Here is a 25,995-nt window from a genome sequence, read left to right as displayed (position 1 = left end):
ACTAGCGACAATCGGCCGACCGGCGCGTGAACACGAACCCCGGCGGGTGTGAGATGCGCCCGTTCCGGTATGAGGTTCCTCACCCGTCACTCGAGTGGCGCGGGCCACCGCGCCTCCGGCAGCAGCGGCGCAGGCCGGCGGCCGGGCGCGGCTATCGTCGGGCACGACCGACCGGCCCACCACCAGCCAGGAGCCCGCCCTGACCGACGAGCCCGAGCAGCCCGGCGCCGCGACGTCCGGGGACGCGACCCCCGGTGAGGGGACCACACCGGGGACGGCGGTCCGCCGTCCCCGCACCCGGCTGCTCCTCCTGCTCGCCGCGCTGGTGCTCCTCGCCGACCTCGGCAGCAAGCTGCTCGTCGTCGCCACGATCGACCGCGGGGAGGACCTGCGGGTCCTCGGCGGGCTGCTCTACCTCACGCACGCGCGCAACACCGGCGCGGCGTTCTCCTTCGCCGAGGGCTTCACGGTCGTGTTCACGCTGATCGCCGTCGCCGTCGCGGCGGTCATCGTGCGGACGGCGCGGCGGCTGGCCTCCCTCGGCTGGGCGGTCGCGCTGGGCCTGGTCCTCGGCGGCGCGGTGGGCAACCTCGTCGACCGGGTGTTCCGCGAGCCGGGGTTCCTGCGCGGCGGCGTCGTCGACTTCCTCTCCGTCTTCGCGCCGGACGGCGAGGTGTACCCGATCTTCAACGTCGCCGACTCGGCGATCGTCTGCGGCGGCGTGCTCGGTGCGGTGCTGGCGCTGCGCGGCATCGAGTTCGACGGCAGCCGCAGCCGCGACCACGGCGACGACGCGGTCTCCCGCGGCTGACCGACCCCACCTGACACGATGGCGGCGTGACCTCCGGCCTGCACCGTGCGCTGCCGGTGCCCGACGGCCTGGAGGGCCAGCGGGTCGACCAGGCGCTCGCCCGGCTGTTCGGGCTGTCCCGGGCCGTCGCCGCCGAGCTGGCCGACACCGAGCGGGTCCGGGTCGACGGCCGGGTGCGCGGCAAGGGCGACCGGCTGACCGGTGGCAGCTGGCTCGAGGTCGAGCTGCCCCCGCCGCCCGGGGAGCCGCCCGCGCCCGGGCCGGTGGCCGGGCTGACCGTCGTCCACGACGACGACGACGTCGTGGTCGTCGACAAGCCGGTCGGCGTCGCCGCCCACCCCAGCCCCGGCTGGGACGGCCCGACCGTCATCGGTGGGCTGGCCGCGGCCGGCTACCGCGTCTCCACCTCCGGCGCCGCCGAGCGGCAGGGGGTGGTGCACCGGCTCGACGCCGCGACGACGGGGCTGATGGTCGTGGCCAAGAGCGAGCGCGCCTACACCGCGCTCAAGGCGGCGTTCAGGGAGCGCACGGTCGACAAGGGCTACTCCGCGCTCGTGCAGGGGCACCCCGACCCGTCGCGCGGCACGATCGACGCCCCGATCGACCGGCACCCCCGCCACGACTGGAAGTTCGCCGTCGTCACCGGCGGGCGGCCGTCGGTGACGCACTACGAGGTCGTCGAGGCCTTCCCGGCGGCCAGCCTGGTCGACGTCCACCTCGAGACCGGGCGCACCCACCAGATCCGCGTGCACTTCTCGGCGATGCGCCACCCCTGCGTCGGCGACACCACCTACGGCGCCGACCCGACGCTGGCCGCCCGGCTCGGCGTCGAGCGGCAGTGGCTGCACGCGGTGCGGCTCGGCTTCGCCCACCCGGCCGACGGGCGCTGGGTGGAGTTCACCAGCCCCTACCCGCCCGACCTCGCCGGCGCCCTGACGATCCTGCGCGCCGAGTCCTGAGGCCGTGCGCCCCGGACCGTGACCGAGCCGCCCGCCTCCCTCGCCGCCTTCGGGCCGGCGACGCTCTCGGTCGTCGTCGTGGCCGTCTACCTGGTGCTCGGCGAGCCGGTCGTCGGGTACGTGCTGCACCGCCGGTTCGAGGCCCGGCTGCGCACCGACCCCGCCGCCCGGCGCTCGTTCTACCGGCGGCTGCTGGTCCTCGAGTGGGGCCTGGCGCTGCTCGCCGTCGTCCTGTGGCTGTCCTCGCCCGGGGTGGACGCCGCGGCCGTCGGGCTGGCCTGGCCCACCGGCTGGCCCGGCCCGGTCACGGGGACGGCGACGGTGCTGGTGCTGGTGCTCTCGCTGGTCTCGGTGCGGGCCCTGCGCGGCGGCGCACTGGTGCGGGCGGGCGCGCCGCGCCGGCCGGCCGCCCCGCCCGGACAGGGGCGGCACGCCGAGCCCGAGGGCGCCGCCACCCTGGCGGTGCTGCCCCGCACCCGGCTCGAGCGGCGGCTGTTCGCCGTCGTCGGCGTGACCGCCGGCGTGTGCGAGGAGTGGCTCTACCGCGGCTTCTTCCTCGCCGTGGTGGCCGCGGTGGGCGCGGGACTGCCGGTGCCGGTGCTGGTGCTCCTCGGCGCGGTCGCCTTCGGCCTGGCGCACGCCTACCAGGGCGTCCCCGGGATCGTGCTCACCGGCGTCCTCGGCGGGGTCTTCGCCGCGCTCTACCTCGACACCGGGTCGCTGCTGCTGCCGGTGCTGCTGCACGCCGCGGTGGACCTGCGGTTCCTGCTCGTGCCGGCGTCGGCGCTGCCCGAGGTGCTGCCCGCGCCGCGCCCGGCCGGAGGAGCGACGGGGTGACCGCGCCCGTCGGGACGGTGGCCACCGTCCCGCACCGCCGGGGGCGGTGAGCACGCCGGGCCCGGCGTCGCGCACGTCACCGTGCGCCGTGCGCTCCGAGAGGGGCGTGTGACGGGCCGGTCCCGCCGCGCCGAGACACGTCCTGTCAGACCCTCGGCGTAGACAGTCGCCGGTGCGAGGATCGGAGGGCCGGCCCGGGCCTGCGACGGTCCCTCGCCCGAGGAGCACCGCACCGCCCCGGTCTTCCCCGCCGGTCGCCCGCCGGAGCACCCGCCGGCCGGGCCAGCACGACCTGTGAGGAGCGCCGCACCGCCGTGAGCAGTCCGACCCGTGGACCTGGGACCGACTCGTTCGTGCACCTGCACGTGCACACCGAGTACTCGATGCTCGACGGGGCGGCGAAGCTGCCCGAGGTCACGAAGGCCGCCGCCGAGTACGGCATGCCGGCCTTGGCGATGACCGACCACGGCAACGTCTTCGGCGCCTACGACTTCTACAAGCAGGCCAGGGCCGCCGGCGTGAAGCCGATCATCGGCATGGAGGGCTACTACACGCCCGGGTCGCGCTTCGACCGCGCGCCCTTCGACTTCGGCGACAACCTCATCGACGAGGACGGCGAGGGCGGCTCCTCGCGCGGCAAGGCCGCCTACACGCACATGACGCTGCTGGCGCGCACCACCGAGGGGATGCACAACCTCTTCCGCATCTCCTCGATGGCCAGCCTGGAGGGCCAGTACCGCAAGCCCCGCTTCGACCGCGACCTGCTCGAGCGCCACGGCACGGGCCTCATCGCCACCACCGGCTGCCCCTCCGGTGAGGTCAACATGTGGCTGCGGGCCGGCAAGGTCGACCGCGCCCGGCAGGCCGCCGCCGACTTCCAGGACATCTTCGGCAAGGAGAACTTCTACGCCGAGGTGATGGACCACGGGCTGGCCATCGAGAAGAGGACCCGCCCGGCGCTGCTGGAGATCGCCAGGGACCTCGGCATCCCGCTGCTGGGCACCAACGACCTGCACTACACGCACCGCGAGGACGCCGAGGCGCACGACGCGCTGCTGTGCATCCAGACCGGGTCGCGTCTCAACGAGACCAACCGCTTCAAGTTCAACGGCGACGGCTACTACCTCAAGTCCGCCGCGGAGATGCGGGCGCTGTTCAGCGAGCTGCCCGAGGCGTGCGACAACACGCTGCTGGTCGCCGAGCAGTGCGAGGTGTCCTTCACCGAGGGCGCCGACCTCATGCCCCGCTTCCCGCTGCCGCCGGGGGAGGACGAGACCTCCTGGTTCGTCAAGGAGGTCGAGCGCGGCCTGCACAAGCGCTACCCGAACGGCATCCCCGACCACGTGCGCAAGCAGGCCGACTACGAGGTCGGGATCATCACCCAGATGGGCTTCCCGGGGTACTTCCTCGTGGTCGCCGACTTCATCAACTGGGCCAAGGACAACGGGATCCGCGTCGGCCCCGGCCGTGGCTCGGCGGCGGGCTCGCTGGCCGCCTACGCCATGGGGATCACCGACCTCGACCCGCTGGCGCACGGGTTGATCTTCGAGCGGTTCCTCAACCCCGAGCGCGTCTCGATGCCCGACGTCGACATCGACTTCGACGACCGCCGCCGCGGCGAGGTCATCCAGTACGTCTCGCAGAAGTACGGCGAGGAGCGGGTCAGCCAGATCGTCACCTACGGGACGATCAAGGCGAAGGCCGCGATCAAGGACGCCGCCCGCGTGCTCGACCGGCCCTACTCGGTGGGCGACGAGCTGACCAAGCTGATGCCCCCGGACGTGATGGGCAAGGGCATCCCGCTGTCGGGGGTCTTCGACCCGGCGCACCCGCGCTACAAGGAGGCCGCGGAGTTCCGTGCGCGCTACGAGTCCGACCCGGGCGCGGCCGAGGTGGTCGACCAGGCCCGCAAGCTGGAGGGGCTCAAGCGCCAGTGGGGCGTGCACGCCGCCGGCGTCATCATCGGCCGCTACCCGCTGATCGACTCCATCCCGATCATGCGGCGCGAGGCCGACGGCGCCGTCATCACACAGTTCGACTACCCGACCTGCGAGACGCTCGGCCTGCTGAAGATGGACTTCCTGGGGCTGCGCAACCTCACGGTCATCGACGACGCGCTGCGCAACATCGTCGCCAACGGCAAGGAGCCGATCGACCTCGACGAGATCAGCAAGGACCTCACCGACCCGGACACCTACGCGCTGCTGGCCCGCGGCGACACCCTCGGCGTCTTCCAGTTCGACGGCGGGCCGATGCGCTCGCTGCTGCGGCTCATGCGGCCGGACAACTTCGAGGACATCTCCGCCGTCGGCGCGCTGTACCGGCCCGGGCCGATGGGTGCGAACTCGCACACCAACTACGCGTTGCGCAAGAACGGCCAGCAGGAGATCACGCCGATCCACCCCGAGCTGGCCGAGCCGCTCGAGGAGATCCTCGGCCAGACCTACGGCCTGATCGTGTACCAGGAGCAGGTCATGGCGATCGCGCAGAAGGTCGCCGGGTACTCCCTCGGCAAGGCCGACCTGCTGCGCCGCGCGATGGGCAAGAAGAAGAAGTCGGTCCTGGACGCGGAGTTCGTCGGCTTCGAGGCCGGCATGAAGGAGCGCGGCTACTCCGACGCCGCGATCAAGACGCTGTGGGACATCCTCGTCCCGTTCGCCGACTACGCGTTCAACAAGGCGCACTCGGCCGCCTACGGCCTGGTCAGCTACTGGACGGCGTACCTCAAGGCGAACTACCCGGCCGAGTACATGGCCGGGCTGCTCACCAGCGTCGGCGACGACAAGGACCGCCGTCCGGTCTACCTCGCCGAGTGCCGCCGGATGGGCATCAAGGTGCTCCCCCCGGACGTCAACGAGTCCTCGTGGGACTTCACCGCCGTCGGGACCGACATCCGCTTCGGCCTGGCGTCGGTGCGCAACGTCGGGCACAACGTCGTCGACTCGATCGTCCGGGCGCGGGAGGAGAAGGGGGCGTTCAAGGACTTCCCCGACTTCATGCGCAAGATCGACACGGTCGCGTGCAACAAGAAGGTCATCGAGTCGCTGGCCAAGGCCGGCGCGTTCGACTCGATGGGCCACTCCCGGCAGGGCATCGCCGCCGTCCACGCCCAGGCGGTCGACTCCGCGATGGCGCTCAAGCGCAAGGAGGCCGAGGGGCAGTTCGACCTGTTCGGCAGCTTCGGTGAGGGCGCGGGGGAGGACGACCCGTTCGGCGGGGCCCTGGACATCGCGCTCCCGACGGCGGACTGGTCGAAGTCCGAGCGGCTGGTCTTCGAGCGCGACATGCTCGGTCTCTACGTCTCCGACCACCCGCTGCACGGTGTGGAGCACGTGCTCGCGGCGAACGCGGACACCCCGATCGCCGAGATCAACGCCGGCGGCGTCGAGGACGGCGCCAACGTGACGATCGCCGGCATCCTCACCTCGGTCTCGCCGCGCACGAACAAGCAGGGCGCGCCCTGGGCCATCGCGACGCTGGAGGACCTCGAGTCCGGCATCGAGGTGCTCTTCTTCCCGAAGACCTGGGCGGAGGTCTCGGAGAAGATCGTCCGCGACCAGATCGTCGCGGTGAAGGGGCGGATCAGCCGGCGCGACGACCAGCCGTCGCTGTTCGGCTCCGAGGTGACCATCCCCGAGCTCAGCGAGGGTCCCCGCGGCCCGGTGCTGGTGTCGATGGCGGCCGCCCGCTGCACCCCGCCGGTGGTGGAGCGGTTGCGCGAGGTCCTCGGCAGCCACCCCGGGACGACCGAGGTGCAGCTCAAGCTGATCAACGGTGGCCGGGAGACGGTGCTGCGGCTCGACCAGGGGCTGCGGGTGCGCCCGAGCACGGCGCTGATGGGCGACATCAAGGCGCTGCTGGGTCCCACCAGCGTCGCCCTGCTCTGATCGGCGAGGTTCACTGGGAGCCGTGAGCAGCCCCTCCCCGGTCCCCGACGGCCCGTCGGTCCCCGGCGGTCCGGGCGTGCCCGGCCGGTCGGCCGTCCCCGGCCGCCCGACCGTCCCCACGATGGTGGCGGCCGCGCCGGCCCGGCGGGCCGGCGCGCCGGTCCTGCCCGAGCTGCGGTCGGACCTGCGCGGCGCCGTCGTCTGGGCCGGTCTGCTGGGGCTGAGCGGACTGCTGGTCGGGCTGCTGTGGGCCCGGCTGGCGCCGCGTGCCCGGTTCGAGGTCGTCGAGGGCGGCGCGGTACCGCTCGGCCGCCCGTCGGCGGAGCTGCTGGTCGCCGACGACGCGGTCCTCGTGCTGCTGCTCGCGGGCCTGGGGCTGCTGGCCGGGGGAGCGGCGTGGGCGGTGCGCCGCCGCCGCGGGGTGGCCTGGCTGCTCGGCACCGCGCTCGGGACGGGCGTCGCCGGGGTGCTGGCCTGGCAGCTGGGCGAGGCGCTGGCTCCCGGGCCGACCGCGGCGCAGCTGGTCGACGTCGGTGCCCGGGTGACCACCGGGCTGCAGTTGTCCTCGCCGCAGGCGCTGGCCGTGGCGCCGTTCACCGCGCTGCTGGTCTACGTCGTGGCGGCGCTGTTCGCCGCGTCGGACGACCTCGGCCGCGGGGAGCCCGGCCGCGGGTCCTCCCCGGTCGCGGCGCCCCCGCCCTCGGCCCCGCACTGAGCCTGCGCGGTGGGGGACCGGGAGGCCCGTCCGTCTAGTTCAGGCTGGTCGGCCCGGCGAACTGGTGCAGCGGTGCGGGCACGGCGCCGACGGTCTCCAGCAGGGTCAGCTCCCGGCGCAGCATCCGGCTCTCGGCCACCAGCCGCCGCCGGGTCGCCGACTCGGCCAGCAGCGCCTGCCGGTCCTCGGTGGTGAGCAGCGCCGCCGAGGCCACCAGGTAGGACAGCGCCCGGGAGTCGTCGCCGACGGCCTGCAGCAACGCCCCCACACCGGTCGGGTCGAGGTCGCCGTCGGCCAGCTCGGCCGCCGCCTCGCCCACCTCGTCCTGCCCGAGGCCCGCCTGCAACCCCGCGACGGCGGCGACGTAGCGGGTGAACAGGCCGCCGACACCGCGCTGCAGCACGTCGAGCGAGCTGCTGGCCACCTCCCGCACCAGCCCCTCGTCGAGGTCCGCCCCGCCGGCGGGGGAGCCCAGAACCTCCTCCTGGTCGCCGGCGGCCTCCTCGGCGGCCTCCTCCTCGGAGAGCCACTCGACCTCGGCCTGCAGGTAGGGCGGGTCCTCACGGACGACGACGTCGAGCAGCCGGAACCGGTCGCCGCCGACGGTGACGACGGCGAAGCCGCCGTCGGGCTGCGGCCGCACCGCCTGCACCACCGCGCTGCAGCCGACGTCGTAGAGCGCCTCGGCCGGTGCCACCTGCTCGACCTCCCAGCCCTGCCGGATCGCGACCACGCCGAAGAAGCGCCGGCCGCTGCCCTCGGGCAGGGCCTGCAGGTCACGCACCAGCGCCCGGTATCGGGGCTCGAACACGTGCAGCGGCAGGACGATCCCGGGGAACAGCGGCGACCCGAGCGGGAACAGCGGGATGAGGTCGCCCACACCGCCGAGCCTACGGGCACCGGCGGCGCACAACCGTCTTCTCCGGCGTGGTCGTGGTGCGCGCCACCCGATGGCGTCCCACCGACCTCCCGGGGGGGCGACGTGCCCCTCACCCCGACCGGCGCGGTCGAGGAGGGCTGCGAGCTCGGCGGACGGGGGCTGCGCACCGTGGGGCCGGCGACCTGGCCGCTCCTGGTCCCGGAGGACGGACGGCGCTGACTACCCTGGGGGATCCCCGTCGTCCCCCCGGAGGTCCCCGTGCTCGCCCGCATCGACCTGCGCGGTTCCGCGCTGCCGGGGGTCCGCGACCTGGCCGGCCTGCTGCCGCGTGCCGCCACCGACATCGACTCGGTGATGGCCACCGTCCGCCCGCTGTGCGAGGACGTCCGGATCCGCGGCGCCCAGGCGGTCCGCGAGATCACCGCCCGCCTCGACGGTGTCGACGCCGAGGACTTCACCGTCCCGCCCGCGGCGCTGCAGGCGGCCCTCGACGGCCTCGACCCCGCCGTCCGCGCCGCGCTGGAGGAGTCGATCGCCCGCGTCCGGCGGGTGCACGCCGACCAGGCCCGCACCGACGTCACCACCCAGGTCGTCCGCGGCGGCACGGTCACCGAGCGCTGGGTGCCGGTGCGCCGCGTGGGCCTCTACGTCCCCGGCGGCCTGGCGCCGCTGCTGTCCAGCGTGGTCATGAACGTCGTCCCGGCGCAGATCGCCGGCGTCGAGTCGATCGCCGTGGCCTCCCCGCCGCAGCGCGACAACGGCGGCCTGCCCGACCCCGGCGTCCTGGCCGCGTGCGCGCTGCTGGGCGTCACCGAGGTGCACGCCGTCGGCGGCGCCCAGGCGATCGCCGTCTTCGGCCACGGCGCGGGCTCCTGCGAGCCGGTGGACCTGGTCACCGGGCCCGGCAACGTCTACGTCACCGCCGCCAAGCGGCTGCTGCGCGGCCTGATCGGCATCGACTCCGAGGCCGGCCCCACCGAGGTCGCCGTCCTCGCCGACGACACCGCCGACCCGGTGCACGTCGCCGCGGACCTGATCAGCCAGGCCGAGCACGACCCGCTGGCCGGTGCGGTGCTGGTGACGACGAGCGAGGCGCTGGCGAACGCCGTGCTCGACCTGGTCCCCGCCCAGGTCGCGGCCACCAAGCACTCCGACCGGATCACCGCCGCGCTCGAGGGCAGCCAGTCGGGCGTCGTCCTGGTCGACGACGTCGACGCCGGCCTCGCGGTGGTCGACGCCTACGCCGCCGAGCACCTGGAGATCCACACCCGCGATGCCCGCGCGGTGGCGCTGCGGGTGCGCAACGCCGGCGCGGTGTTCGTCGGCGCCTGGTCCCCGGTCTCGCTGGGCGACTACATCGCCGGGTCCAACCACGTGCTGCCCACCGGCGGCTGCGCGCGGCACTCCAGCGGTCTGTCGGTGCAGTCGTTCCTGCGCGGCGTCCACGTGGTCGAGTACGACGAGCGGGCGCTGGCCGAGGTGGCCGGGCACGTCGACGCCCTCGCGCACGCCGAGGACCTGCCCGCGCACGCGGCCGCCGTCCGGGCCCGGCAGCGCGCATGACCCCGCTCGACGAGCTCCCGCTGCGGCCGGAGCTGCGCGGGCGCACGCCCTACGGCGCCCCGCAGCTGCAGGTGCGGTACCGGCTCAACACCAACGAGAACCCGCACCCGCTGCCGGCCGAGCTGCTGGCCACCCTCGGCGAGGCCCTGGGGCACGCGGCGCTGGAGCTCAACCGCTACCCCGACCGGGACGCCGTCGCGTTGCGCACCGACCTCGCCGCGTACCTGAGCCGCACCGGCGGGCAGGCGGTCGAGCCGGCCCAGGTGTGGGCGGCCAACGGCAGCAACGAGGTGCTCCAGCAGCTGCTGCAGGCCTTCGGCGGCGCCGGGCGGACGGCGCTGGGGTTCACCCCGTCGTACTCGATGCACCCGATCATCTCCGCCGGCACCGGCACCGCGTGGGTCGACGGGCACCGCCGCGAGGACTTCACCATCGACGCGGCGCAGGCGGCCGCCCAGGTGCGCGAGGTCGGGCCCGACGTCGTCTTCGTCACCAGCCCGAACAACCCGACCGGCACCGCGGTCGCGCTGGAGACGATCACCGAGATCCACGACGCGACCACCGGGGTGGTGGTCGTCGACGAGGCCTACGCCGAGTTCGCCCGCGCCGGGACGCCCTCGGCGCTGACCCTGCTGCCCGGCCGCCCGCGGCTGGTGGTCAGCCGGACCATGAGCAAGGCGTTCGGGATGGCGGGGCTGAGGCTGGGCTACCTCGCCGCCGACCCCGCCGTCGTCGACGCGGTGCAGCTGGTGCGGCTGCCCTACCACCTGTCCTCGCTGACCCAGGCCGCCGCACGGGCCGCCCTGGCGCACACCGACGCGCTGCTGGCCACCGTCGACGCGGTCAAGGACCAGCGCGACCGGATCGTCGCGGCCCTGCCCGCCCTGGGCCTGACCAGCGTGCCCAGCGACGCGAACTTCGTCCTCTTCGGCCGGTTCGCCGACGCGCCGGCCGCCTGGCGGGCGCTGCTCGAGCGCGACGTGCTCGTCCGCGACGTCGGGCTGCCCGGCTGGCTGCGGGTCACCGCCGGGACCCCCGAGGAGTCCGACGCGTTCCTCACCGCCCTGGGTGAGGTCGCCCCCGACCACCGCCTGGGAGACTGAGACCCATGAGCCGCACAGCACGCGTCGAGCGGGCGACCAGCGAGACCAAGCTCGTCGTCGAGCTCGACCTCGACGGCACCGGGAAGAGCTCGATCAGCACCGGCGTCGGCTTCTACGACCACATGCTCACCGCGCTGTCCAAGCACAGCGGCATCGACCTCACCGTCCAGGCAGACGGCGACCTGCACATCGACGCCCACCACACCGTCGAGGACGTCGCGATCGCGCTCGGCCAGGCCTTCGCCGAGGCGCTCGGGGACAAGAGGGGCATCACCCGATACGGCGACGCCACGATCCCCATGGACGAGGTGCTCGTGCAGGCCGCCGTCGACCTCTCCGGCCGGCCGTACCTCGTGCACGTCGAGCCCGAGACGATGACGCCGATGATCGGGCCGGACTACCCGACGTCGCTGACCAAGCACGTGCTGGAGTCCTTCGCGTTCAACGCCCGGATCACCCTGCACGTGCGGGTGCTCGACGCCGGCCGCGACGCCCACCACATCGTCGAGGGCCAGTTCAAGGCGCTGGCCCGCGCGCTGCGGACGGCGGTCGCGATCGACCCGCGGGTCGCCGACGTCCCCTCCACCAAGGGCGCGCTGTAGCCGGATGAGCTCGGGCGTCGTCCTCGTGGTGTTCGGGGGCTTCCTCATCGGCGGTGCGTGGAGCATCTGGAAGGCCGACCACGACACCAAGGGCCGCACCGGCCCGCAGGTCGCCTTCGCCGTCGTCCTGCTGGTCGCCGCCCTGCTCGCGACGGTCGCGGGGATCCTCCGCCTCGTCTGATGGGCGAGGAGCGCTTCCTCGGCCTGGTCCTCGGCGACCCGGTCGTCGCCGCGGTGCTCGACCGGGCGCCGTCGCTCGGGGTCGGCGAGTGGTGGCTCACCGCCGGGGTGCTGTTCCAGACGGCCTGGAACGGCCTCACCGGACGTCCGCCGGGCACGGGGATCCGCGACGCCGACCTCTTCTACTGGGACGACGACACCTCCTGGGACGCCGAGGACGCCGTCATCCGCCGCGGTGCGGAGCTGTTCGCCGGCCTGCCGGTGCCGGTGGAGATCCGCAACGAGGCCCGGGTCCACCTGTGGTACGCTAACAGGTTTGGCGTCCCGGCGCCGGCGCCGTTCCGCGACTGCACCGAGGCGATCGACTCCTTCGCGGCGGTCTGCTGCGCCGTCGGCGTGACGGGTGGGGACGACGGCCCGCGGGTGTACGCGCCCCTCGGCCTCGACGACCTGCTCGGCCTGGTCGTGCGGCCCAACCGGCGGAGCCCGGCACCGCGCCACGTGTACGAGGCCAAGGCCGCCCGCTGGCAGGCGGTGTGGCCGGAGCTGACCGTGCTGCCCTGGGACGACTGACGGTCCGGGGGACCGGTCCTCAGGACGCGCTGAGCGCGGGCTCGGTGGCGGGCTCGGTCCCCGGCTCGGTGGCGGCGACGACGCGGTCGCGGCCGCCGCGCTTGGCGCGGTAGGCAGCGGCGTCGGCGGCGGCGTGCAGGGCGGTGACGTCCGGGGAGGTGGCGGTGGCCACGCCGACGCTGACGGTCGCGCCGAAGTCCGCGGCGGTGGTGCGGACCCGCTCGCGCAGCCGCTCGGCGACCGCGGTGGCCTCCGGCAGCGCGGTGCCCGGCAGGAGGAGCGCGAACTCGTCACCGCCGAGTCGGCCGGCCGAGTCCCCGGGGCGGGTGAGGCCGGTCAGGGAGGCGCCCACCATCTGCAGGACGCCGTCCCCGGCGGGGTGGCCGAAGGTGTCGTTGACGGTCTTGAACGAGTCGACGTCGACGATGAGCAGGCTGACCGGGTTGTCGGCTGCCGCGCGGCGCACCTCCGCCTGCAGCCGCTCGTGGAAGGCCCGGTGGTTGAGCGTCCCGGTGAGGCCGTCGCGCCGGGCCAGCGTGGCGATCTCCTGCGCGTAGGCGGCGGTGCGCTCGTAGGCGCGGACGTGGTTGGCCGAGGCGAAGGCGCAGGTCCCGGTGGCGACGGTCAGCGCCAGGACGCCGACGAACAGGTCGGACGGGCGGAGGCTGCCGTCCACCAGCCCCATCGTCAGGTAGCCGGCGACGATGGTCGTCCCCGCGAGGCCCACCCCGATCGGGGGGTAGGCGAGCGCGGCGTGCGCCAGCAGCACGAACAGGAACAGCACGTAGGGACTCGACGTCCCCCCGTCCAGCAGGCAGAGCACGATCACCAGCGCGATGCCGGCGGCCTCCCACGTGTCGTAGAACAGCCGTCCGCGCGGGTGACGGACCAGCCGCTCGACCGGGACCAGCAGCAGCAGGGGCGCCGGGATCGCGACCGCCGCGGCGATCGGGAGGATCCACTCGGTGTTCGGCACGTCGGGGGAGATCCAGGTGCGCAGCGCGACGATCGCGGGCAGCACGACGCACAGCACGACACCGCCGATCGTGTGCCGGCGCCAGAAGGTGACGCGCTCCTCGTCCTGTGCCAGTGGTCGCATGACCGGCACATCGCCCGATCCCGCGGGGGCCTTGAGCCGGAGCCGTCCCGGCGGTCACCCCGGGGGGTGAGCGCGCTCCGGGCAGGTGACCGGGAACACGGCCGAGTGCGCCGGTGCTGCTCGGTACCGTGGCAGCCGTGAAGAAGAGGGTGACGGTCCTCGACTACGGGTCCGGGAACCTGCGCTCGGCCGAGCGGGCCCTCGCGCGCGTCGGCGCGGAGGTCACCGTGACCGCCGACCGGGACGTGGCGCTCGACGCCGACGGCCTCGTCGTCCCCGGGGTCGGCGCCTTCGCGCACTGCATGGCCGGGCTGCGCGCCGTCGACGGGCCGCGCACGATCGGCCGCCGGTTGGCCGGGGGCCGACCGGTGCTCGGCATCTGCGTGGGCATGCAGGTGCTCTTCGAGCGCGGCGTCGAGCACGGGCTCGACGCCGAGGGGTGCGGCGAGTGGCCCGGCGTCGTCGAGCAGCTCGAGGCCCCGGTGCTGCCGCACATGGGCTGGAACACCGTCGTGGCACCCGCGGACACCGTCCTGTTCGACGGGCTGGCCGACGAGCGCTTCTACTTCGTGCACTCCTACGGCGTGCGCGAGTTCTCCCTCGGTCAGGACGGCCGCCCCGGGCCGCTGGCCCCGCCGAAGGTGACCTGGGCCGAGCACGGCGACCGGTTCGTCGCCGGGGTGGAGAACGGCGCGCTGTCGGCCACCCAGTTCCACCCCGAGAAGAGCGGCGACGCCGGCGCCCACCTGCTCACCAACTGGCTGGCCACCCTCTGAGTCACTGCAGGGGGAACGGCGGCTGCAGCCACCACGGCGCGTCGACCACCTCCACCCGCCGCACCCACTTCACCCACCAGAACCCGCGCCGGCCCGGCGCCACGAGGCGCACCGGCGCCCCGTGCCCGGCCGACAGCGGCCGGCCGGCGGCGTGCGTGGCCAGCAGCAGCGACCCGGCGTCGGCCAGGGGCAGCCGCCGCCGGTAGCCGGTCACCGAGACGACGTCGACGCTGCCACCGCCGGGCAGGTCCAGCCCGGCCAGCAGCCGGTCCAGCCGCACCCCGCGCCACTCCTGCTCGGCGTACCAGCCGCCGGTGCAGTCGAGGACGGCGCTCGCGGTGTCGCCGCGGTCGAGGTCGCGTGCGCGCAGGCGGGTGGTGCGGCCGCCGGCGACGAGCTCGAGGACGCCGTCCGTGCCGTCCGGGACGGCGTCGGTGAACCACTGGGTGACCGGCATGGCGGCCGGGTCGCCGGTGCCCCGCTCGTGCGAGCCGGTGCCCAGCCGCCGTCCGCCCGGCACGCCGGTCAGCCGCAGGCCGCCCTCGACCGCCGCCCACAGGGCGGCCGCGCCCACGGCCAGCCCGCCGGTCTGCAGCAGCGCCCGGCGCGACGCGTCGCTGCGCCGCGGCCGCTGCCGGCTGCCGACGACGTGCAGGAGCAGCAGCGCGCCCGTCCCGACGCCCACGCCGACGTGCACCTGCAGCACGGCGACCCCCGCGGCGGCGATCGCGGGGCCGGCGACGGTGTGCAGCACGCCGGTGACCACGGTCAGCGCGACGAGCCCGGCCAGGGCCCACGCGGAGGCGGGGTCGCGGCGGCCGCGGGTGCGGGTCCGCGACCGCCGGACGACGACGGCCTTCCAGGGCACGAGCAGCAGCAGACCGAGCCCCGCGGCCCCGTGCGCGGCGACCACGAGGCGCGACGGCAGGGGCGTGCCGACGCCGAAGGCCAGCACCCCGGTGCCGCCGGCGACCAGGAGGAGGGCGAGCAGGCCGAGGTTGGTCCGGCGCCCGGCGCGGCGGGGGAGCGGAACGGCCGGCATCCCCGGAGTGTCCTCCCGCCGCACCTAGGGTGACCCGGTCCCGGCCCGGTCGAGGAGGACCCGTTGCCCGCATCGCGCCCCGCTGTCCCCGCGCGGGGGCTGCTCGCGCCGCTGGTCGTCCTGGCGCTGCTGGCCGGGCTGACGGCGTGGAGCGTGCTGGCCCTGCAGCCGCCGGCGCCGGCGCCGGCCGACGCCCCCGCGACGTCCTTCAGCGCCGCGCGGGCGTTCGGTCACGTGGCGGAGATCGCCGCGGAGACGCACGTGGCCGGCAGCGAGGCGCACGCCCGCGTCGTCGACGGTCTGGTCACCACCCTGACCGGGCTGGGGCTCGACACCCGCGTGCAGAACGCCGTCGGCACGTGGCAGTCGTCGCCGGGCGCGGCCGAGATGGCGCGGGTGCGCAACGTCGTCGCCGTCCTGCCGGGCACCGGCTCGACGGGGCGACTGTTCCTGGTGGCGCACACCGACTCCGTCGAGACCGGGCCCGGCGCGAGCGACGACGCCGCCGGGGTGGCCACGCTGCTCGAGACGGTGCGGGCGCTGCGCGAGGGCGAGCCGCTGCGCAACGACGTCGTCGTGGTGCTCACCGACGCCGAGGAGGCGTGCCTGTGCGGCGCCGAGGCGTTCGCGGCCAGCCACCCGCTGGCGACCCAGGGCGGTGTCGTGCTCAACCTCGAGGCCCGCGGCACCACCGGCCCGCCGATCACGTTCGAGACGTCGCCGGGCAACGCCGGGCTGGCGCAGCGGTACGCCGACGCGGCGCCGCACCCGGTGGCCAGCAGCTTCGCCGTCGAGGTCTACCGGACGCTGCCCAACGACACCGACTTCAGCGTGCTGCTCGCCGACGGGGACTTCACCGGCCTCAACACCGCCTTCATCGACGGCAACGCGGCCTACCACACCCCGCAGGACACCCCGTCGCGCCTCGACCAGGGGACCCTGCAGGCGCTCGGGGACAACACGCTGGCCCTCACCCGGCAGCTGGGCGACGCCGACCTGGGCGACCTCGCCCGGCCCGGCGACGGCGACGCCACCTACTTCCCCCTGCTGTGGGGGCTGGTGCGCCACCCCGGGTCGCTGGTGTGGCCGCTGGCGGCTGCGGCCGTGCTCGGCGTGGTCGGGCTGGCGGTCGTGGACCGGCGGCGCGGGTCGTCGCTGCCGCGGACCCTGCTGGGTGCCCTGTCGGCGGTCGTGCCGCTGGTGCTCGCGCCGCTGGCGGTGGTCGGGCTGTGGCGGCTGCTGGTGCTCGTGCGGCCGGGGTACGCGTCGATGCTCGACCCGTGGCGGCCGGGCTGGTTCCGGCTGGCGGCGGTCGCCGTCGTGCTCGCGGTCGTGCTGGCCTGGTACGCGCTGCTGCGGCGGCGCGTCGGGCCCGCGGCGCTGCGCACCGGGGCGCTCGCGGTGCTCGCGGTGCTCGCCGTCGTCCTGGCGGCACTGGCGCCGGGTGGGTCCTACCTCGCCGCGCTGCCGGCGCTGGCCGGGGTCCTCGCGGGGCTGCTGCCCGAGCGGCTGCGGCTCCTGGGCGGCCTGGTGGCCGGGGCGGTCGCCGTCGTCGTGCTGGCGCCGACCGTGGCGCTGTTCTTCCCGGCGCTCGGGCTGGCCGGCGGTGCCGCGCCGGCGGCGGTGGCGACCCTGCTCGGGCTGGCGCTGCTGCCGGTGGTGGAGGAGCTGTTCGCGCCGCCGTCCCAGCCGGGCGGACGGCGGTCGGTCGCGGTGCCCGCGCTCGCCGTGGGGCTGGTGGTCGTGCTGACCGCGGTGGGGATCGCCGTGGACCGCTTCGACCAGCAGCACCCGGTGCCCAGCCAGCTCGTCTACGCGCTGGAGGCCGACACCGGCGAGGCATGGTGGGCGAGCACCGAGGCCGATCCCGGGGAGTACACCGCCCGGTACGTCGGCGGCGCGCAGGAGCTGCCGCACGACTACCCGTACCTGGCCGGCCGCTCGGTGGCCGCCGGCCCCGCGGAGGTCGCCGACCTGCCGGCGGCGGCCGTGCAGGTGCTCGACGACCGCACCGCCGACGGCCGCCGGACGGTGACCGTCCGGGTGACGCCGCAGCGGGACGTGCGGCTGGTCGTGCTCGACCTCCGGGCCGACGGCGGGTCGGTCGTGGCGGCGCGGGTCGAGGCGCGGGACGCGCCGGCCGACGCGCTGGGGGAGGACCGGCTGTGGCTGACCTTCCACGCGCCGCCGCGCGAGGGCGTCGAGGCGACCTTCACCGTCGAGGGCGACGGGCCGCTGAGCCTGCGGGTGGTCGACGGCAGCGACGGGTTGTCCGGGCTGCCGGGCTTCGAGCCGCGGCCGGCCGGGGTCGACGCGGCCGGCACGCACAGCTCGGACCTGGTGGTCGTGGGAGCGACGACGGACCTGGGCTGACCGCGCTACGGATCTGTGGACAGCGTCCTGACCTGGGGATCCGGGTGGAGTGCCGGGTCGTCGTCCGTCAGGGTCGAACACGCGTTCGAGTGAGCCGAGGTGTGCGCCGACGGGACGGTCCGGTCCCTCGGCTGCTTCGCCGACGACGGCAGTCCGGTGTCCCGCGCGGAGCTGTGCGCCGCCGTCGGCGAGCTGCCGTCCACCGACGAGTTCATGGCGGCGACGTGCCCGCCGGGCAGCGCGGAGCGGCGAGCGCTGCCCGACCACTGGGTGGTCCGGCTCGTCGCACTGGTCGAGCGGAGGGTGGCCGCCCTGGTCGCCGAGCGGGCCGAGCTGGTGACCCAGCTGGCCGACCAGCGCCCGGCCGTCGAGGACGGTGGCCGGCCCGTGCCCGAGGTGATGGGCGTCAGCGAGAGTGGCTGCCCTGCGAGCTGGGGCTGGTCCACCCCTACGGCGAGCGGCGGGCCGGCCGCGTGATCCGCACGTCGCTCGCGCTGACCTCGCGCTTCCCGGCCACGCTCCATGTCCTGGCGCGCGGGGAGATCGACGAGGCCCGCGCCGACGCCGTGGTCGACCTGCTCGAACCGCTCGACGAGCAGCTGGCCGCCCGGGTCGAGACCCTCGTGGTGCCCGGAGCGCCCGAGCAGACGCCGACGGACTGCGGGCGAGCATCCGCCGGTGCATCGACCGGCTCGACCCCGAGGTGTGCGAGCGGCGGCACCGGCAGGCGCAGGCGGACGCCGACGTGCGCTGGTGGGCCACCGAGGACGGGATGGCCCGCACGGCCGCGGACCTGACGCTCCCGGCGGCGGCCGCCTGCGGCGAGGTGATCGACGGCCTGGCCCGGCAGCTGCGCGACGGCGGGGACGAGCGCCCGATCGGCCGGCTCCGGGCCGAGGTCTTCCAGGACCTCGTCCTGCGGCCGTGGGCCGAGCGGCCGAGCGTGGGCGTCTCCCTGGTCGTGCACGCCGCCCTGTCGACGCTCGCCGGTGGTGACGAGCCGGCCGACGTCGACGGGCACCCGGTGAGTGCCGCGCAGTGCCGGGAGCTGCTCGGCCGGGCGGGTGCCCTGGACCTGCACCGACCCGACGGCGGCACGCTCGAGCTCGCGGTGCACGACGACGCGGGGGAGCTGGTCGCGGTGGCCACCCGCCGGGGGCTCGAGCGAGGGGCGCGGCGAGCCGGGCTCCGGCCGCCACCGCCGACGACGGCCTACCGGCCGAAGCAGGGGCACCGCCGGTTCGGGCAGGTCCGCGACCGCCGGTGCCGACACCCGCACCGCAACCGCCGGGTCGGCCGGACCGACCTCGACCACGTCCGGCCGTGGCCGCACGGCCGCACCGCCTGCGACGACCTCTGCTGCCTGTGCCGCCGGCACCACCGGCTGAAGACCCACGCGCGAGGCTGGCGCTTCCGGCTGCTGGCCGGAGGGCGGCTCGAGGTGACCACGCCGTCGGGGATCACCCGCGTCACCGACCCACCGCGCGTCCTGCCCGGAGCGGGGTCCGCGGTACCGCTGCGGCCCGGCGCGCCACCGGGAACGGCCGGCGACCGGGGGACCGCCCCGCGCAGCGGCGACGACCCGCCCGACCCGGCCGACCCGCCCGACCCGGCCGACCGCCCGTCCTTAGCCGGGTCCGGGGGGTGCGCCCGGATGAGAGGCCTCTCATGCGGATCTCACCGGTCCGTCACGGGCGTGACCGACGGTCTGTGGCGTGCGCAGCCGACTGTTGTCCGCCGTGGTGTCCGGCCTCGCCGTCGTCCTGCTCGCGGGCGGGACGGCGTGGGCGCTGCTCGGTCCCGCCGGCGTCGGTGAACCGTCGGTGCCCGCGCCGATCGACGTCCCCGCACGCGGGACGCCGACCGCCCCCGAGACCTCGCCCGGCCGGCCGTCCGACGCACCCGGCAGCACGTCGCCGAGCGGGCCCTCCGACCCGTCCGGCCCGCCGGCGTCACCGCCGGCCCCCGCGCCCGCCCCCGCACCCGTCCCTGCACCGGAGCCCACCGACGTCGTCCCACCACCACCCCTGCCCGACGACGACGATGACGGCGGGGACGACGACGGCGGGGACGACGGTGGTGCAGACGATGACGACGACGGTGACGACTGAGGAGCGCAGGTCGACCGGGTGGCTCGACCGCGCCCGGCACCGGCTCGCGCCCCGGGCTGCCCGGACCCGGATCATCGGGTGGGTCCTGCTCATGGTCCTGCTGGCGCTGGCGATCGTCACGCTGGTCACCTGGCAGCTGCTCGTCCGCGCCACCAACGAGCGCATGGACGTCGCGCTCGGGGCCGAGGTCGAGGAGTTCCGGCGGATCCTCGAGGGCGACGTCGACCCGCGCAGCGGTGAGCCGTTCGGCTCGGTCGCCGACGTCCTGCAGACGATGATCACCTACAACCTCGCCCGGCCGAACGAGAAGTTCCTCGGCTACGTCGACGGCGAGTACCGCTACCAGAGCCGCATCGAGGCCCCGGTGCTGCTGAGCGAGGACGCCGCGTTCACCGAGCTGGTCGCCTCCGTGACCGGGACGACGTCCGGTCGCCACCCCAGCGGCGCGGGGGAGGTCCGCTACCTCGCCGTCCCCGTGACCCTGGAGGGCGACCCCTCGCGCGGGGTGGCCGTGGTCGCCTACTTCGCCGACCAGGAGCGCCAGGCCGCCGACGACACCGCCAAGCTCATGCTCGGCGTCGGCGGGGTCACCCTGCTGATCGCCGCCGCGGGCGCCTGGGTGGTCGCCGGCCGTGTGCTGGCGCCGGTCCGCGCCGTCGCCACCACCGCCCAGGGCATCACCGAGACCGACCTCTCCGGCCGCATCCCCGTTGACGACCGGCCCGCCGACGAGCTCACCGACCTCGCCGTCGCCGTCAACGCCATGCTCGACCGGGTCGAGGGCGGGGTCGCCGCCCAGCGGCGCTTCCTCGACGACGCCGGCCACGAGCTGCGCACGCCGATCACCATCGTCCGCGGGCACCTCGACGTGCTCGACCCCGCCGACCCCGACGACGTCCGGCAGACCGTCGCCCTCGTCGACGACGAGCTCGAGCGGATGAACCGCATGGTCTCCGAGCTCCTGCTCCTGGCCCGCGCCGAGCAGCCGGCGTTCGTCCGCCCGCAGCCGGTCGACGTCGCCGAGCTGACCACCGAGGTGTTCGGCAAGGTGCGGCAGCTCGGCAGTCGCGTGTGGCAGCTGGGTGGCACCGCCCGCGCCGACCTCCTCCTCGACCCCCAGCGCCTGACCCAGGCCCTCGTCGCGCTGGCCGACAACGCCGTCCGCTACACCCGCGACGGCGACCGCATCGTCGTCGGCAGCCGGCTGACCGCCGGGCAGCTCCTGGTCTGGGTCGACGACGACGGCCCCGGGATCGCCGAGGCCGACCAGGCGCGCGTGTTCGAGCGCTTCGCCCGCGGGACCTCCGGCGCCCGGCGCAGCGACGGCGCGGGCCTGGGCCTGTCGATCGTGCAGGCCATCGCCGCCGCGCACGGCGGCCGCGTCGAGCTGCACAGCCGCCCCGGTGAGGGCGCGACGTTCACCCTCGTCCTCCCCGCCCGCCCGGCACCGCCGCGGGCGGGCTGGACGGACACCGCCGTCGACGACGCCGGACCCGACGTCGTCCCCGCCGCCGACACCGTCGACGACTCGCTCGCGACCCCGCCCCTGGCCGTCGGCCCCGGGGCGTCCGCGGCCGGGACGTCGGCCGCCCCGACCGAGGGAGGACCCCGGTGAGCCGAGTGCTGATCGCCGAGGACGAGCCGCGCATCGCCGCGTTCGTCGAGAAGGGCCTGCGGGCCAACGGCTTCGCCACCGCCGTGGTCGGCGACGGGCTCACCGCCCTCGACCGGGCCCGCAGCGGCGTGTTCGACCTCGTCGTCCTGGACATCGGGCTGCCCGTGCTCGACGGGTTCGCCGTCCTCCGGGCGCTGCGCGCCGAGCGCTGCGGGGTGCCGGTCATCGTGCTGACCGCCCGCGACAGCGTGCAGGACACCGTGGCCGGCCTCGAGGGCGGCGCGGACGACTACATGCCCAAGCCCTTCCGCTTCGAGGAGCTGCTCGCCCGGGTGCGGCTGCGGCTGGCCGGCGCCCGCCAGGGCGAGGTCACGGTGCTCTCCGTCGGCGACCTCTCGCTCGACCTGCGCACGCGCCGGGCCAGCGTCGGCGGGCGCACCGTCGACCTGTCGGCCCGCGAGTTCGCCCTCGCCGAGACCTTCCTGCGCCACCCCGGCCAGGTGCTGGCCCGGGAGCAGCTGCTCAGCCACGTGTGGGGCTACGACTTCGACCCCGGCTCCAACGTCGTCGACGTCTACGTCCGCTACCTGCGCAGGAAGCTCGGCCCCGAGCGCATCGAGACGGTGCGCGGCATGGGCTACCGCCTCGCCGCCGCCTGACCCGCGCCGGGCCGCGAGCCGGGGCCTCGGCCCACGGCGGCTGACGGGGAGCGCTCAGCTGCGCAGGTAGGACGCCCCGTTCACGTCCACGATCGTCCCGGTGCTGAACCGCGCCTCCGGCGAGGCCAGCCACACCACCGCCGAGGCCACCTCCTCCGGCCGCGCCACCCGGCCGAGCGGCGACTGCGCGCGGACGGCGTCCCCGCCGGGGCCGTCGAGGACCTCGCGCGCCATCTCGGTCTGCACGAAGCCCGGCGCCACGCAGGTCACCGAGATGCCCAGCGGCGCCAGCGCGAGCGCCATCGACTGCGCGAACGCGTTCATGCCGGCCTTCGACGCGCCGTAGGCCGGGTTGTCGGGCTCACCCCGGAACGCACCGCGGCTGGACACGTTCACCACCGCGCCGCCCCCGGCGGCCCGCAGGTGCGGCACGGCGCGGAAGGTCGCGTTGGCCGCACCCACCAGGTTCACCGCGAGCGTCTGCGCCCAGACCTCCTGCCACTCCCCGTACGACGACGTCAGCGGCGGGGAGGCCACGAAGACGCCGGCGTTGTTGACCAGCACGTCCAGCCCGCCGAGCGCGCCGGCGGCGGCGTCGACCATCGCCCCCACGGACCCGGCGTCGGCCATGTCGGCCTGCACCAGCACGTGACCCGCCCCGGGCAGCCCGCCGAGGACCGCCTCGGCCCGCTCCCGGGAGGTCCCCCAGTGGATCGCCACCCGGTCGCCCCGGTCGGCGAAGGCCCGGGCGATCGCCCGGCCGATGCCGCGGGAGCCACCGGTGACGAGGACGGCGCGCGAGGAGTCAGCCACGGGCGGGCAGTCAACCAGCCCGGTCACCAGCGCCCGCGGTGCACGACCTCGTCCACGCCCCGCCGACCGCGCCGGAGCGACGGCGAGCGCCGGTCCCCGTCGCCCGGGTACCCGACGGACACGACGCCGACCGGCCGGTGTGACGAGGGGACCCCGAACGCGGACCGGAAGGCGTCCACCCGCTCGGCGGGGATGCCGAACAGGCACGCGCCCAGCCCCTCGTCGACGGCGGTCAGCAGCACCATCAGCGCGGCCATCCCGGCGTCGACGTCCCAGTAGGGCACCGGCCAGCGGGCCTCGTCGCGGTCGGTCCAGCCCTTGTCCGGCTCGGCGTAGCGGTCGAGGTAGGCGTCCTTCGACGACAGCGGCACCACCAGCAGCGGCGCCCGCCGCATCCGGGTGAGCCAGGCGTCGGGCGCCCCCTCGCCCGCGGTCACCGACCAGAACAGGTCGCGCTCCCCGGCCGACTCGAGCACCAGGAACGCCCAGCCCTGCGTGAAGCCGGCCGACGGCGCCCGGATCGCGTGCTCGAGCAGCCGCTCCCGCACCTCCGCCGGCACCGTCCGGTCGGGGTCGTAGTCGCGCACCATGCGGCGCCTGCGGACGACGTCGGCGAACTCCACGCCCCGCAGCCTGCCCCGGGCCGGTCGGGCTCCCGGAGGCCGGTCCCTACGCTGTCGCCGTGCCGATCCTGCAACTGCTCCCCGCCGTCGACGTCGCCGACGGCCAGGCCGTCCGGCTCGTGCAGGGGGAGGCCGGCAGCGAGACCGCCTACGGCGACCCGCTCGACGCCGCCCTGCAGTGGCAGCGCGACGGCGCCGAGTGGGTGCACCTGGTCGACCTCGACGCCGCCTTCGGCCGGGGCAGCAACCGCGAGCTGCTGGCCCGCGTCGTCGGCGAGCTCGACGTCGACGTGGAGCTGTCCGGCGGCATCCGCGACGACGAGAGCCTCGCCGCGGCCCTGGCCACCGGCTGCCGCCGGGTCAACCTCGGCACCGCGGCGCTGGAGTCGCCCGAGTGGTGCGCCCGCGCCATCGCCGAGCACGGTGACCGCATCGCCGTCGGCCTCGACGTGCGCGGCACCCGGCTCGCCGCCCGCGGCTGGACCCGCGAGGGCGGCGAGCTCTACGAGACCCTCGCCCGGCTCGACGCCGAGGGCTGCGCCCGCTACGTGGTCACCGACATCACCAAGGACGGCACGCTGCGCGGCCCCAACCTCGAGCTGCTGCGCGAGGTGTGCGCCGCCACACCGCGGCCGGTGGTCGCCTCCGGCGGGGTCAGCTCGCTCGACGACGTCCGCGCGCTGGCCGGGCTGACCGAGGTCGGCGTCGAGGGCGCCATCGTCGGCAAGGCCCTCTACGCCGGCGCCTTCACCCTCCCCGAGGCGCTGGCGGTCACCCGGGAGCGCGCGTGACCGCGCTGCGGCTGGGCTCCGGCGGCCCCTGGGAGGACGTCGTCGGCTACAGCCGGGTCGTCGCGGTCGGGGACGCCGCGTGGGTGAGCGGCTGCACCGCCACCGTCGACGGCGCGGTGGTGCACCCCGGGGACGCCGGCGCCCAGGCGCGGGTCGCCTTCGGCGTGCTCATCGCCGCGCTGGAGAGCGCCGGCTTCACCGCGGCCGACGTCGTCCGCACCCGGATGTACGTCACCGACACCGGCCGCTGGGAGGAGGTGGGCCGGGTGCACGGCGAGGTGTTCGGCGCCGTCCGGCCGGCCACCGCGATGATCGGCGTGGCGTCCCTCCTGCACCCGGACATGCTGGTCGAGGTGGAGGCCGACGCGGTGCGGGGAGCGGGCACGTGAGCATCGCCGTCCGGGTGATCCCGTGCCTCGACGTCGACGCCGGCCGGGTGGTCAAGGGCGTCAACTTCGTCGACCTGCGCGACGCCGGCGACCCGGTGGAGATGGCCCGCGTCTACGACGCCGAGGGCGCCGACGAGCTCACCTTCCTCGACATCACCGCCAGCTCCGGCGACCGCGAGACCACCTACGACGTCGTCCGCCGCACCGCCGAGAGCGTGTTCATCCCGCTCACCGTCGGCGGGGGCGTGCGCAGCCCCGACGACGTCGACCGGCTGCTGCGGGCCGGCGCGGACAAGGTCGCGGTCAACACCGCCGCCGTCGCCCGGCCGGAGCTGATCAGCGAGATCGCCGACCGCTTCGGCAACCAGGTGCTCGTGCTCTCCCTCGACGCCCGCCGCGTCCGCGACGGCGCGGTCACCGACTCCGGCTTCGAGATCACCACCCACGGCGGCCGCCGCGGCACCGGCCGCGACGCCGTCGAGTGGGTGGTGCAGGCCGCCGCGCTCGGGGTGGGGGAGGTGCTGCTCAACTCGATGGACGCCGACGGCACCCGCGCCGGCTTCGACACCGAACTCATCCGCGCCGTCCGCCGCGAGGTCGGCGTCCCGGTGATCGCCAGCGGGGGAGCGGGCGCGGTCGAGCACTTCCCGCCCGCGGTCGAGGCCGGCGCCGACGCGGTGCTGGCGGCCAGCGTCTTCCACTTCGGCACGCTGCGCATCGGCGAGGTGAAGGCGGGTCTCGCGCGGGCCGGCGTCCCCGTGCGGACCGCCGCGGACACGCCACTGCGCTAGGCGCCCGAGCAGGGCGGGGGTGCAGATCCGCGGAGGTGCACGGGAACTCAGGTGGCCGGCGCGCCGCCCCGCACGGCCACCCGGGCGACGTCGCGCCGCCCGCTGGCCCAGAGCAGGACCTCCAGGGGCTCGCCCTCGACGGTGGTCACGGCGTCGCCGGAGCGGATCCGCTTCGGGGGCCCGGGCACGTCGCTGCGCTGCAGCACCAGCCCGCCGGGCAGGCCGCCCGCGGCGCGGCGGGCGAAGAAGGACGCGGCCGTCCACAGCCGGTCGGCGTCGGCCAGGGGCAGGTGCCGCGGCTGCCAGCCGGGCTGGGCCCGGCGGGCGTCCTCGTGGTGGATCGCGAACTCGGGCCCGTCGACCAGCTGTGCCGGTGCCCAGGCGCCCGGCAGCCAGGGCGGGGGACCCTGCCGGACCCGCGCCACCACCTCGGGATAGGGCGTCGAGGTGCGCAGCCGGTCCTCCACCGCGGCCGCGTGCGCGTGCAGCGGCCCGCCCAGCGGCGTCGTCTCCAGCGCGTAGCCGGGCATCGCGTCGGGACGCCGGTCGCGGGTGACCAGGTGCGCGGCCAGGTGCGCCGTCGTCCAGCCCGCGCAGCAGGTCGGCGCGTCGGGGCCGAGCTCGTCGAGCAGGTCGGCGAGAGCCGCCCGCTCGCGCGCGGCGAGGGAGCGGGAAGAGGGAGTCACCGCGCGAGGTTATCGACGGTGCCCAGCCCGACGCCCCACCGGAAACCGGCAGGCCCCCCGGCCGGCAGGTGGTTAGCCTGGCTGACGACGTGCGGGAGCGCCCGCGGTCGACCGCAC

General features: G+C 75.7%; 25 protein-coding genes. 19 read left to right on the top strand and 6 right to left on the bottom strand.

Going from position 1 to position 25,995, the window contains the following annotated elements; genetic code table 11:
* Nucleotides 1–94 precede the first annotated feature (94 nt).
* From lspA to JOD57_RS03035, 5 genes are all read left to right on the top strand, one after another.
* On the top strand, nt 95–811 hold the full coding sequence (gene lspA / locus JOD57_RS03055; protein ID WP_307824417.1) for a signal peptidase II: 717 nt from the start codon (nt 95–97) through the stop codon (nt 809–811).
* A 26-nt stretch (nt 812–837) separates the two neighbouring features.
* Complete coding sequence (locus JOD57_RS03050; RefSeq protein WP_307824416.1) at nt 838–1,770, top strand: RluA family pseudouridine synthase; 933 nt, start codon at nt 838–840, stop codon at nt 1,768–1,770.
* An 18-nt stretch (nt 1,771–1,788) separates the two neighbouring features.
* The gene (locus JOD57_RS26655) at nt 1,789–2,607 is read left to right on the top strand and encodes a CPBP family intramembrane glutamic endopeptidase (protein ID WP_204690545.1); all 819 of its coding nucleotides are present in this window, start codon (nt 1,789–1,791) and stop codon (nt 2,605–2,607) included.
* Nucleotides 2,608–2,921: 314 nt separating this feature from the next.
* Nucleotides 2,922–6,494, top strand: coding sequence for a DNA polymerase III subunit alpha (gene dnaE, locus JOD57_RS03040; protein ID WP_307824415.1), 3,573 nt, complete (start codon nt 2,922–2,924; stop codon nt 6,492–6,494).
* 22 nt (nt 6,495–6,516) lie between these two features.
* A complete protein-coding gene (locus JOD57_RS03035) occupies nt 6,517–7,209 on the top strand; it encodes a hypothetical protein (RefSeq protein WP_204690544.1) in 693 nt (230 codons plus the stop codon).
* A 34-nt stretch (nt 7,210–7,243) separates the two neighbouring features.
* Here the strand turns inward: JOD57_RS03035 and JOD57_RS03030 are convergent, their stop codons facing one another.
* Nucleotides 7,244–8,089 (bottom strand): LON peptidase substrate-binding domain-containing protein, encoded by an 846-nt coding sequence (locus JOD57_RS03030; RefSeq protein ID WP_204690543.1) that lies wholly within the window; start codon nt 8,087–8,089, stop codon nt 7,244–7,246.
* Between the two features lie 258 nt (nt 8,090–8,347).
* On the opposite strand from JOD57_RS03030, the gene hisD reads away from it, so the two are divergent.
* Genes hisD through JOD57_RS03005 form a run of 5 tightly spaced genes read left to right on the top strand, consistent with a single transcriptional unit; the run spans nt 8,348 to nt 12,110 of the window.
* The gene (hisD, locus tag JOD57_RS03025; RefSeq protein WP_204690542.1) at nt 8,348–9,652 is read left to right on the top strand and encodes a histidinol dehydrogenase; all 1,305 of its coding nucleotides are present in this window, start codon (nt 8,348–8,350) and stop codon (nt 9,650–9,652) included.
* Nucleotides 9,649–10,755: a histidinol-phosphate transaminase gene (locus JOD57_RS03020; RefSeq protein ID WP_204690541.1), complete on the top strand. Its 1,107-nt coding sequence runs from the start codon at nt 9,649–9,651 to the stop codon at nt 10,753–10,755. The genes hisD and JOD57_RS03020 overlap by 4 nt, the downstream gene beginning before the upstream one ends.
* Before the next feature lie 5 nt (nt 10,756–10,760).
* Complete coding sequence (gene hisB / locus JOD57_RS03015; protein ID WP_204690540.1) at nt 10,761–11,357, top strand: imidazoleglycerol-phosphate dehydratase HisB; 597 nt, start codon at nt 10,761–10,763, stop codon at nt 11,355–11,357.
* 4 nt (nt 11,358–11,361) lie between these two features.
* Nucleotides 11,362–11,538 (top strand): hypothetical protein, encoded by a 177-nt coding sequence (locus tag JOD57_RS03010; RefSeq protein WP_204690539.1) that lies wholly within the window; start codon nt 11,362–11,364, stop codon nt 11,536–11,538.
* Nucleotides 11,538–12,110 carry a nucleotidyltransferase family protein gene (locus JOD57_RS03005; protein WP_204690538.1) on the top strand — a complete coding sequence of 191 codons (573 nt, stop codon included), beginning with the start codon at nt 11,538–11,540 and terminating at the stop codon, nt 12,108–12,110. The genes JOD57_RS03010 and JOD57_RS03005 overlap by 1 nt, the downstream gene beginning before the upstream one ends.
* Before the next feature lie 19 nt (nt 12,111–12,129).
* Here the strand turns inward: JOD57_RS03005 and JOD57_RS03000 are convergent, their stop codons facing one another.
* Nucleotides 12,130–13,209 carry a GGDEF domain-containing protein gene (locus JOD57_RS03000; protein WP_204690537.1) on the bottom strand — a complete coding sequence of 360 codons (1,080 nt, stop codon included), beginning with the start codon at nt 13,207–13,209 and terminating at the stop codon, nt 12,130–12,132.
* 137 nt (nt 13,210–13,346) lie between these two features.
* Here JOD57_RS03000 and hisH point away from each other — a divergent pair, with 137 nt between their 5' ends.
* Nucleotides 13,347–13,985: an imidazole glycerol phosphate synthase subunit HisH gene (hisH, locus tag JOD57_RS02995; protein WP_307824414.1), complete on the top strand. Its 639-nt coding sequence runs from the start codon at nt 13,347–13,349 to the stop codon at nt 13,983–13,985.
* Nucleotide 13,986: 1 nt separating this feature from the next.
* Here the strand turns inward: hisH and JOD57_RS02990 are convergent, their stop codons facing one another.
* Complete coding sequence (locus JOD57_RS02990) at nt 13,987–15,027, bottom strand: molybdopterin-dependent oxidoreductase (RefSeq protein ID WP_204690536.1); 1,041 nt, start codon at nt 15,025–15,027, stop codon at nt 13,987–13,989.
* Nucleotides 15,028–15,090: 63 nt separating this feature from the next.
* Here JOD57_RS02990 and JOD57_RS02985 point away from each other — a divergent pair, with 63 nt between their 5' ends.
* The 5 genes from JOD57_RS02985 to JOD57_RS02965 all read left to right on the top strand — a co-directional run bounded on the left by JOD57_RS02985 (nt 15,091) and on the right by JOD57_RS02965 (nt 21,785).
* Nucleotides 15,091–17,400, top strand: coding sequence for a M20/M25/M40 family metallo-hydrolase (locus JOD57_RS02985; protein ID WP_239568079.1), 2,310 nt, complete (start codon nt 15,091–15,093; stop codon nt 17,398–17,400).
* 99 nt (nt 17,401–17,499) lie between these two features.
* On the top strand, nt 17,500–17,877 hold the full coding sequence (locus tag JOD57_RS02980; protein ID WP_204690535.1) for a hypothetical protein: 378 nt from the start codon (nt 17,500–17,502) through the stop codon (nt 17,875–17,877).
* A 226-nt stretch (nt 17,878–18,103) separates the two neighbouring features.
* Nucleotides 18,104–19,216, top strand: coding sequence for an HNH endonuclease signature motif containing protein (locus JOD57_RS02975; protein ID WP_204690534.1), 1,113 nt, complete (start codon nt 18,104–18,106; stop codon nt 19,214–19,216).
* Nucleotides 19,217–19,443: 227 nt separating this feature from the next.
* Nucleotides 19,444–21,126 carry a sensor histidine kinase gene (locus JOD57_RS02970; protein ID WP_239568076.1) on the top strand — a complete coding sequence of 561 codons (1,683 nt, stop codon included), beginning with the start codon at nt 19,444–19,446 and terminating at the stop codon, nt 21,124–21,126.
* Nucleotides 21,123–21,785, top strand: coding sequence for a response regulator transcription factor (locus tag JOD57_RS02965; protein ID WP_204690533.1), 663 nt, complete (start codon nt 21,123–21,125; stop codon nt 21,783–21,785). Before JOD57_RS02970 ends, JOD57_RS02965 begins: the two co-directional genes overlap by 4 nt.
* Before the next feature lie 54 nt (nt 21,786–21,839).
* On the opposite strand, the gene JOD57_RS02960 is transcribed toward JOD57_RS02965, so the two are convergent.
* Both JOD57_RS02960 and JOD57_RS02955 read right to left on the bottom strand, forming a co-directional pair.
* Complete coding sequence (locus tag JOD57_RS02960; RefSeq protein ID WP_204690532.1) at nt 21,840–22,598, bottom strand: SDR family NAD(P)-dependent oxidoreductase; 759 nt, start codon at nt 22,596–22,598, stop codon at nt 21,840–21,842.
* 23 nt (nt 22,599–22,621) lie between these two features.
* On the bottom strand, nt 22,622–23,221 hold the full coding sequence (locus JOD57_RS02955; protein WP_204690531.1) for a nitroreductase family protein: 600 nt from the start codon (nt 23,219–23,221) through the stop codon (nt 22,622–22,624).
* Between the two features lie 59 nt (nt 23,222–23,280).
* Between JOD57_RS02955 and priA the strand changes: the two genes are divergently transcribed.
* Genes priA through hisF form a run of 3 tightly spaced genes read left to right on the top strand, consistent with a single transcriptional unit; the run spans nt 23,281 to nt 25,192 of the window.
* Nucleotides 23,281–24,012 (top strand): bifunctional 1-(5-phosphoribosyl)-5-((5-phosphoribosylamino)methylideneamino)imidazole-4-carboxamide isomerase/phosphoribosylanthranilate isomerase PriA, encoded by a 732-nt coding sequence (gene priA / locus JOD57_RS02950; protein ID WP_204690530.1) that lies wholly within the window; start codon nt 23,281–23,283, stop codon nt 24,010–24,012.
* Complete coding sequence (locus JOD57_RS02945) at nt 24,009–24,401, top strand: RidA family protein (RefSeq protein WP_204690529.1); 393 nt, start codon at nt 24,009–24,011, stop codon at nt 24,399–24,401. Before priA ends, JOD57_RS02945 begins: the two co-directional genes overlap by 4 nt.
* Nucleotides 24,398–25,192: an imidazole glycerol phosphate synthase subunit HisF gene (gene hisF / locus JOD57_RS02940; RefSeq protein ID WP_204690528.1), complete on the top strand. Its 795-nt coding sequence runs from the start codon at nt 24,398–24,400 to the stop codon at nt 25,190–25,192. The genes JOD57_RS02945 and hisF overlap by 4 nt, the downstream gene beginning before the upstream one ends.
* 47 nt (nt 25,193–25,239) lie before the next feature.
* On the opposite strand, the gene JOD57_RS02935 is transcribed toward hisF, so the two are convergent.
* Nucleotides 25,240–25,878 carry a TIGR03085 family metal-binding protein gene (locus JOD57_RS02935; RefSeq protein WP_204690527.1) on the bottom strand — a complete coding sequence of 213 codons (639 nt, stop codon included), beginning with the start codon at nt 25,876–25,878 and terminating at the stop codon, nt 25,240–25,242.
* Nucleotides 25,879–25,995: the final 117 nt, after the last annotated feature.

The organism is Geodermatophilus bullaregiensis, assembly GCF_016907675.1.
Taxonomy (GTDB): Bacteria; Actinomycetota; Actinomycetes; order Mycobacteriales; family Geodermatophilaceae; genus Geodermatophilus; species Geodermatophilus bullaregiensis.
This window is presented reverse-complemented; position numbering and strand designations above follow the sequence as displayed.

What these genes read in the sequence shown, in the direction of transcription:
- JOD57_RS03020 (WP_204690541.1), top strand. Translation starts at nt 9,649, where the DNA reads ATGACCCCGCTCGACGAGCTCCCGCTGCGGCCGGAGCTGCGCGGGCGC.
- hisB (WP_204690540.1), top strand. Translation starts at nt 10,761, where the DNA reads ATGAGCCGCACAGCACGCGTCGAGCGGGCGACCAGCGAGACCAAGCTC.
- JOD57_RS03010 (WP_204690539.1), top strand. Translation starts at nt 11,362, where the DNA reads ATGAGCTCGGGCGTCGTCCTCGTGGTGTTCGGGGGCTTCCTCATCGGC.
- JOD57_RS03005 (WP_204690538.1), top strand. Translation starts at nt 11,538, where the DNA reads ATGGGCGAGGAGCGCTTCCTCGGCCTGGTCCTCGGCGACCCGGTCGTC.
- JOD57_RS03000 (WP_204690537.1), bottom strand. Translation starts at nt 13,209, where the DNA reads ATGCGACCACTGGCACAGGACGAGGAGCGCGTCACCTTCTGGCGCCGG.
- JOD57_RS02990 (WP_204690536.1), bottom strand. Translation starts at nt 15,027, where the DNA reads ATGCCGGCCGTTCCGCTCCCCCGCCGCGCCGGGCGCCGGACCAACCTC.
- JOD57_RS02970 (WP_239568076.1), top strand. Translation starts at nt 19,444, where the DNA reads ATGACGGCGGGGACGACGACGGCGGGGACGACGGTGGTGCAGACGATG.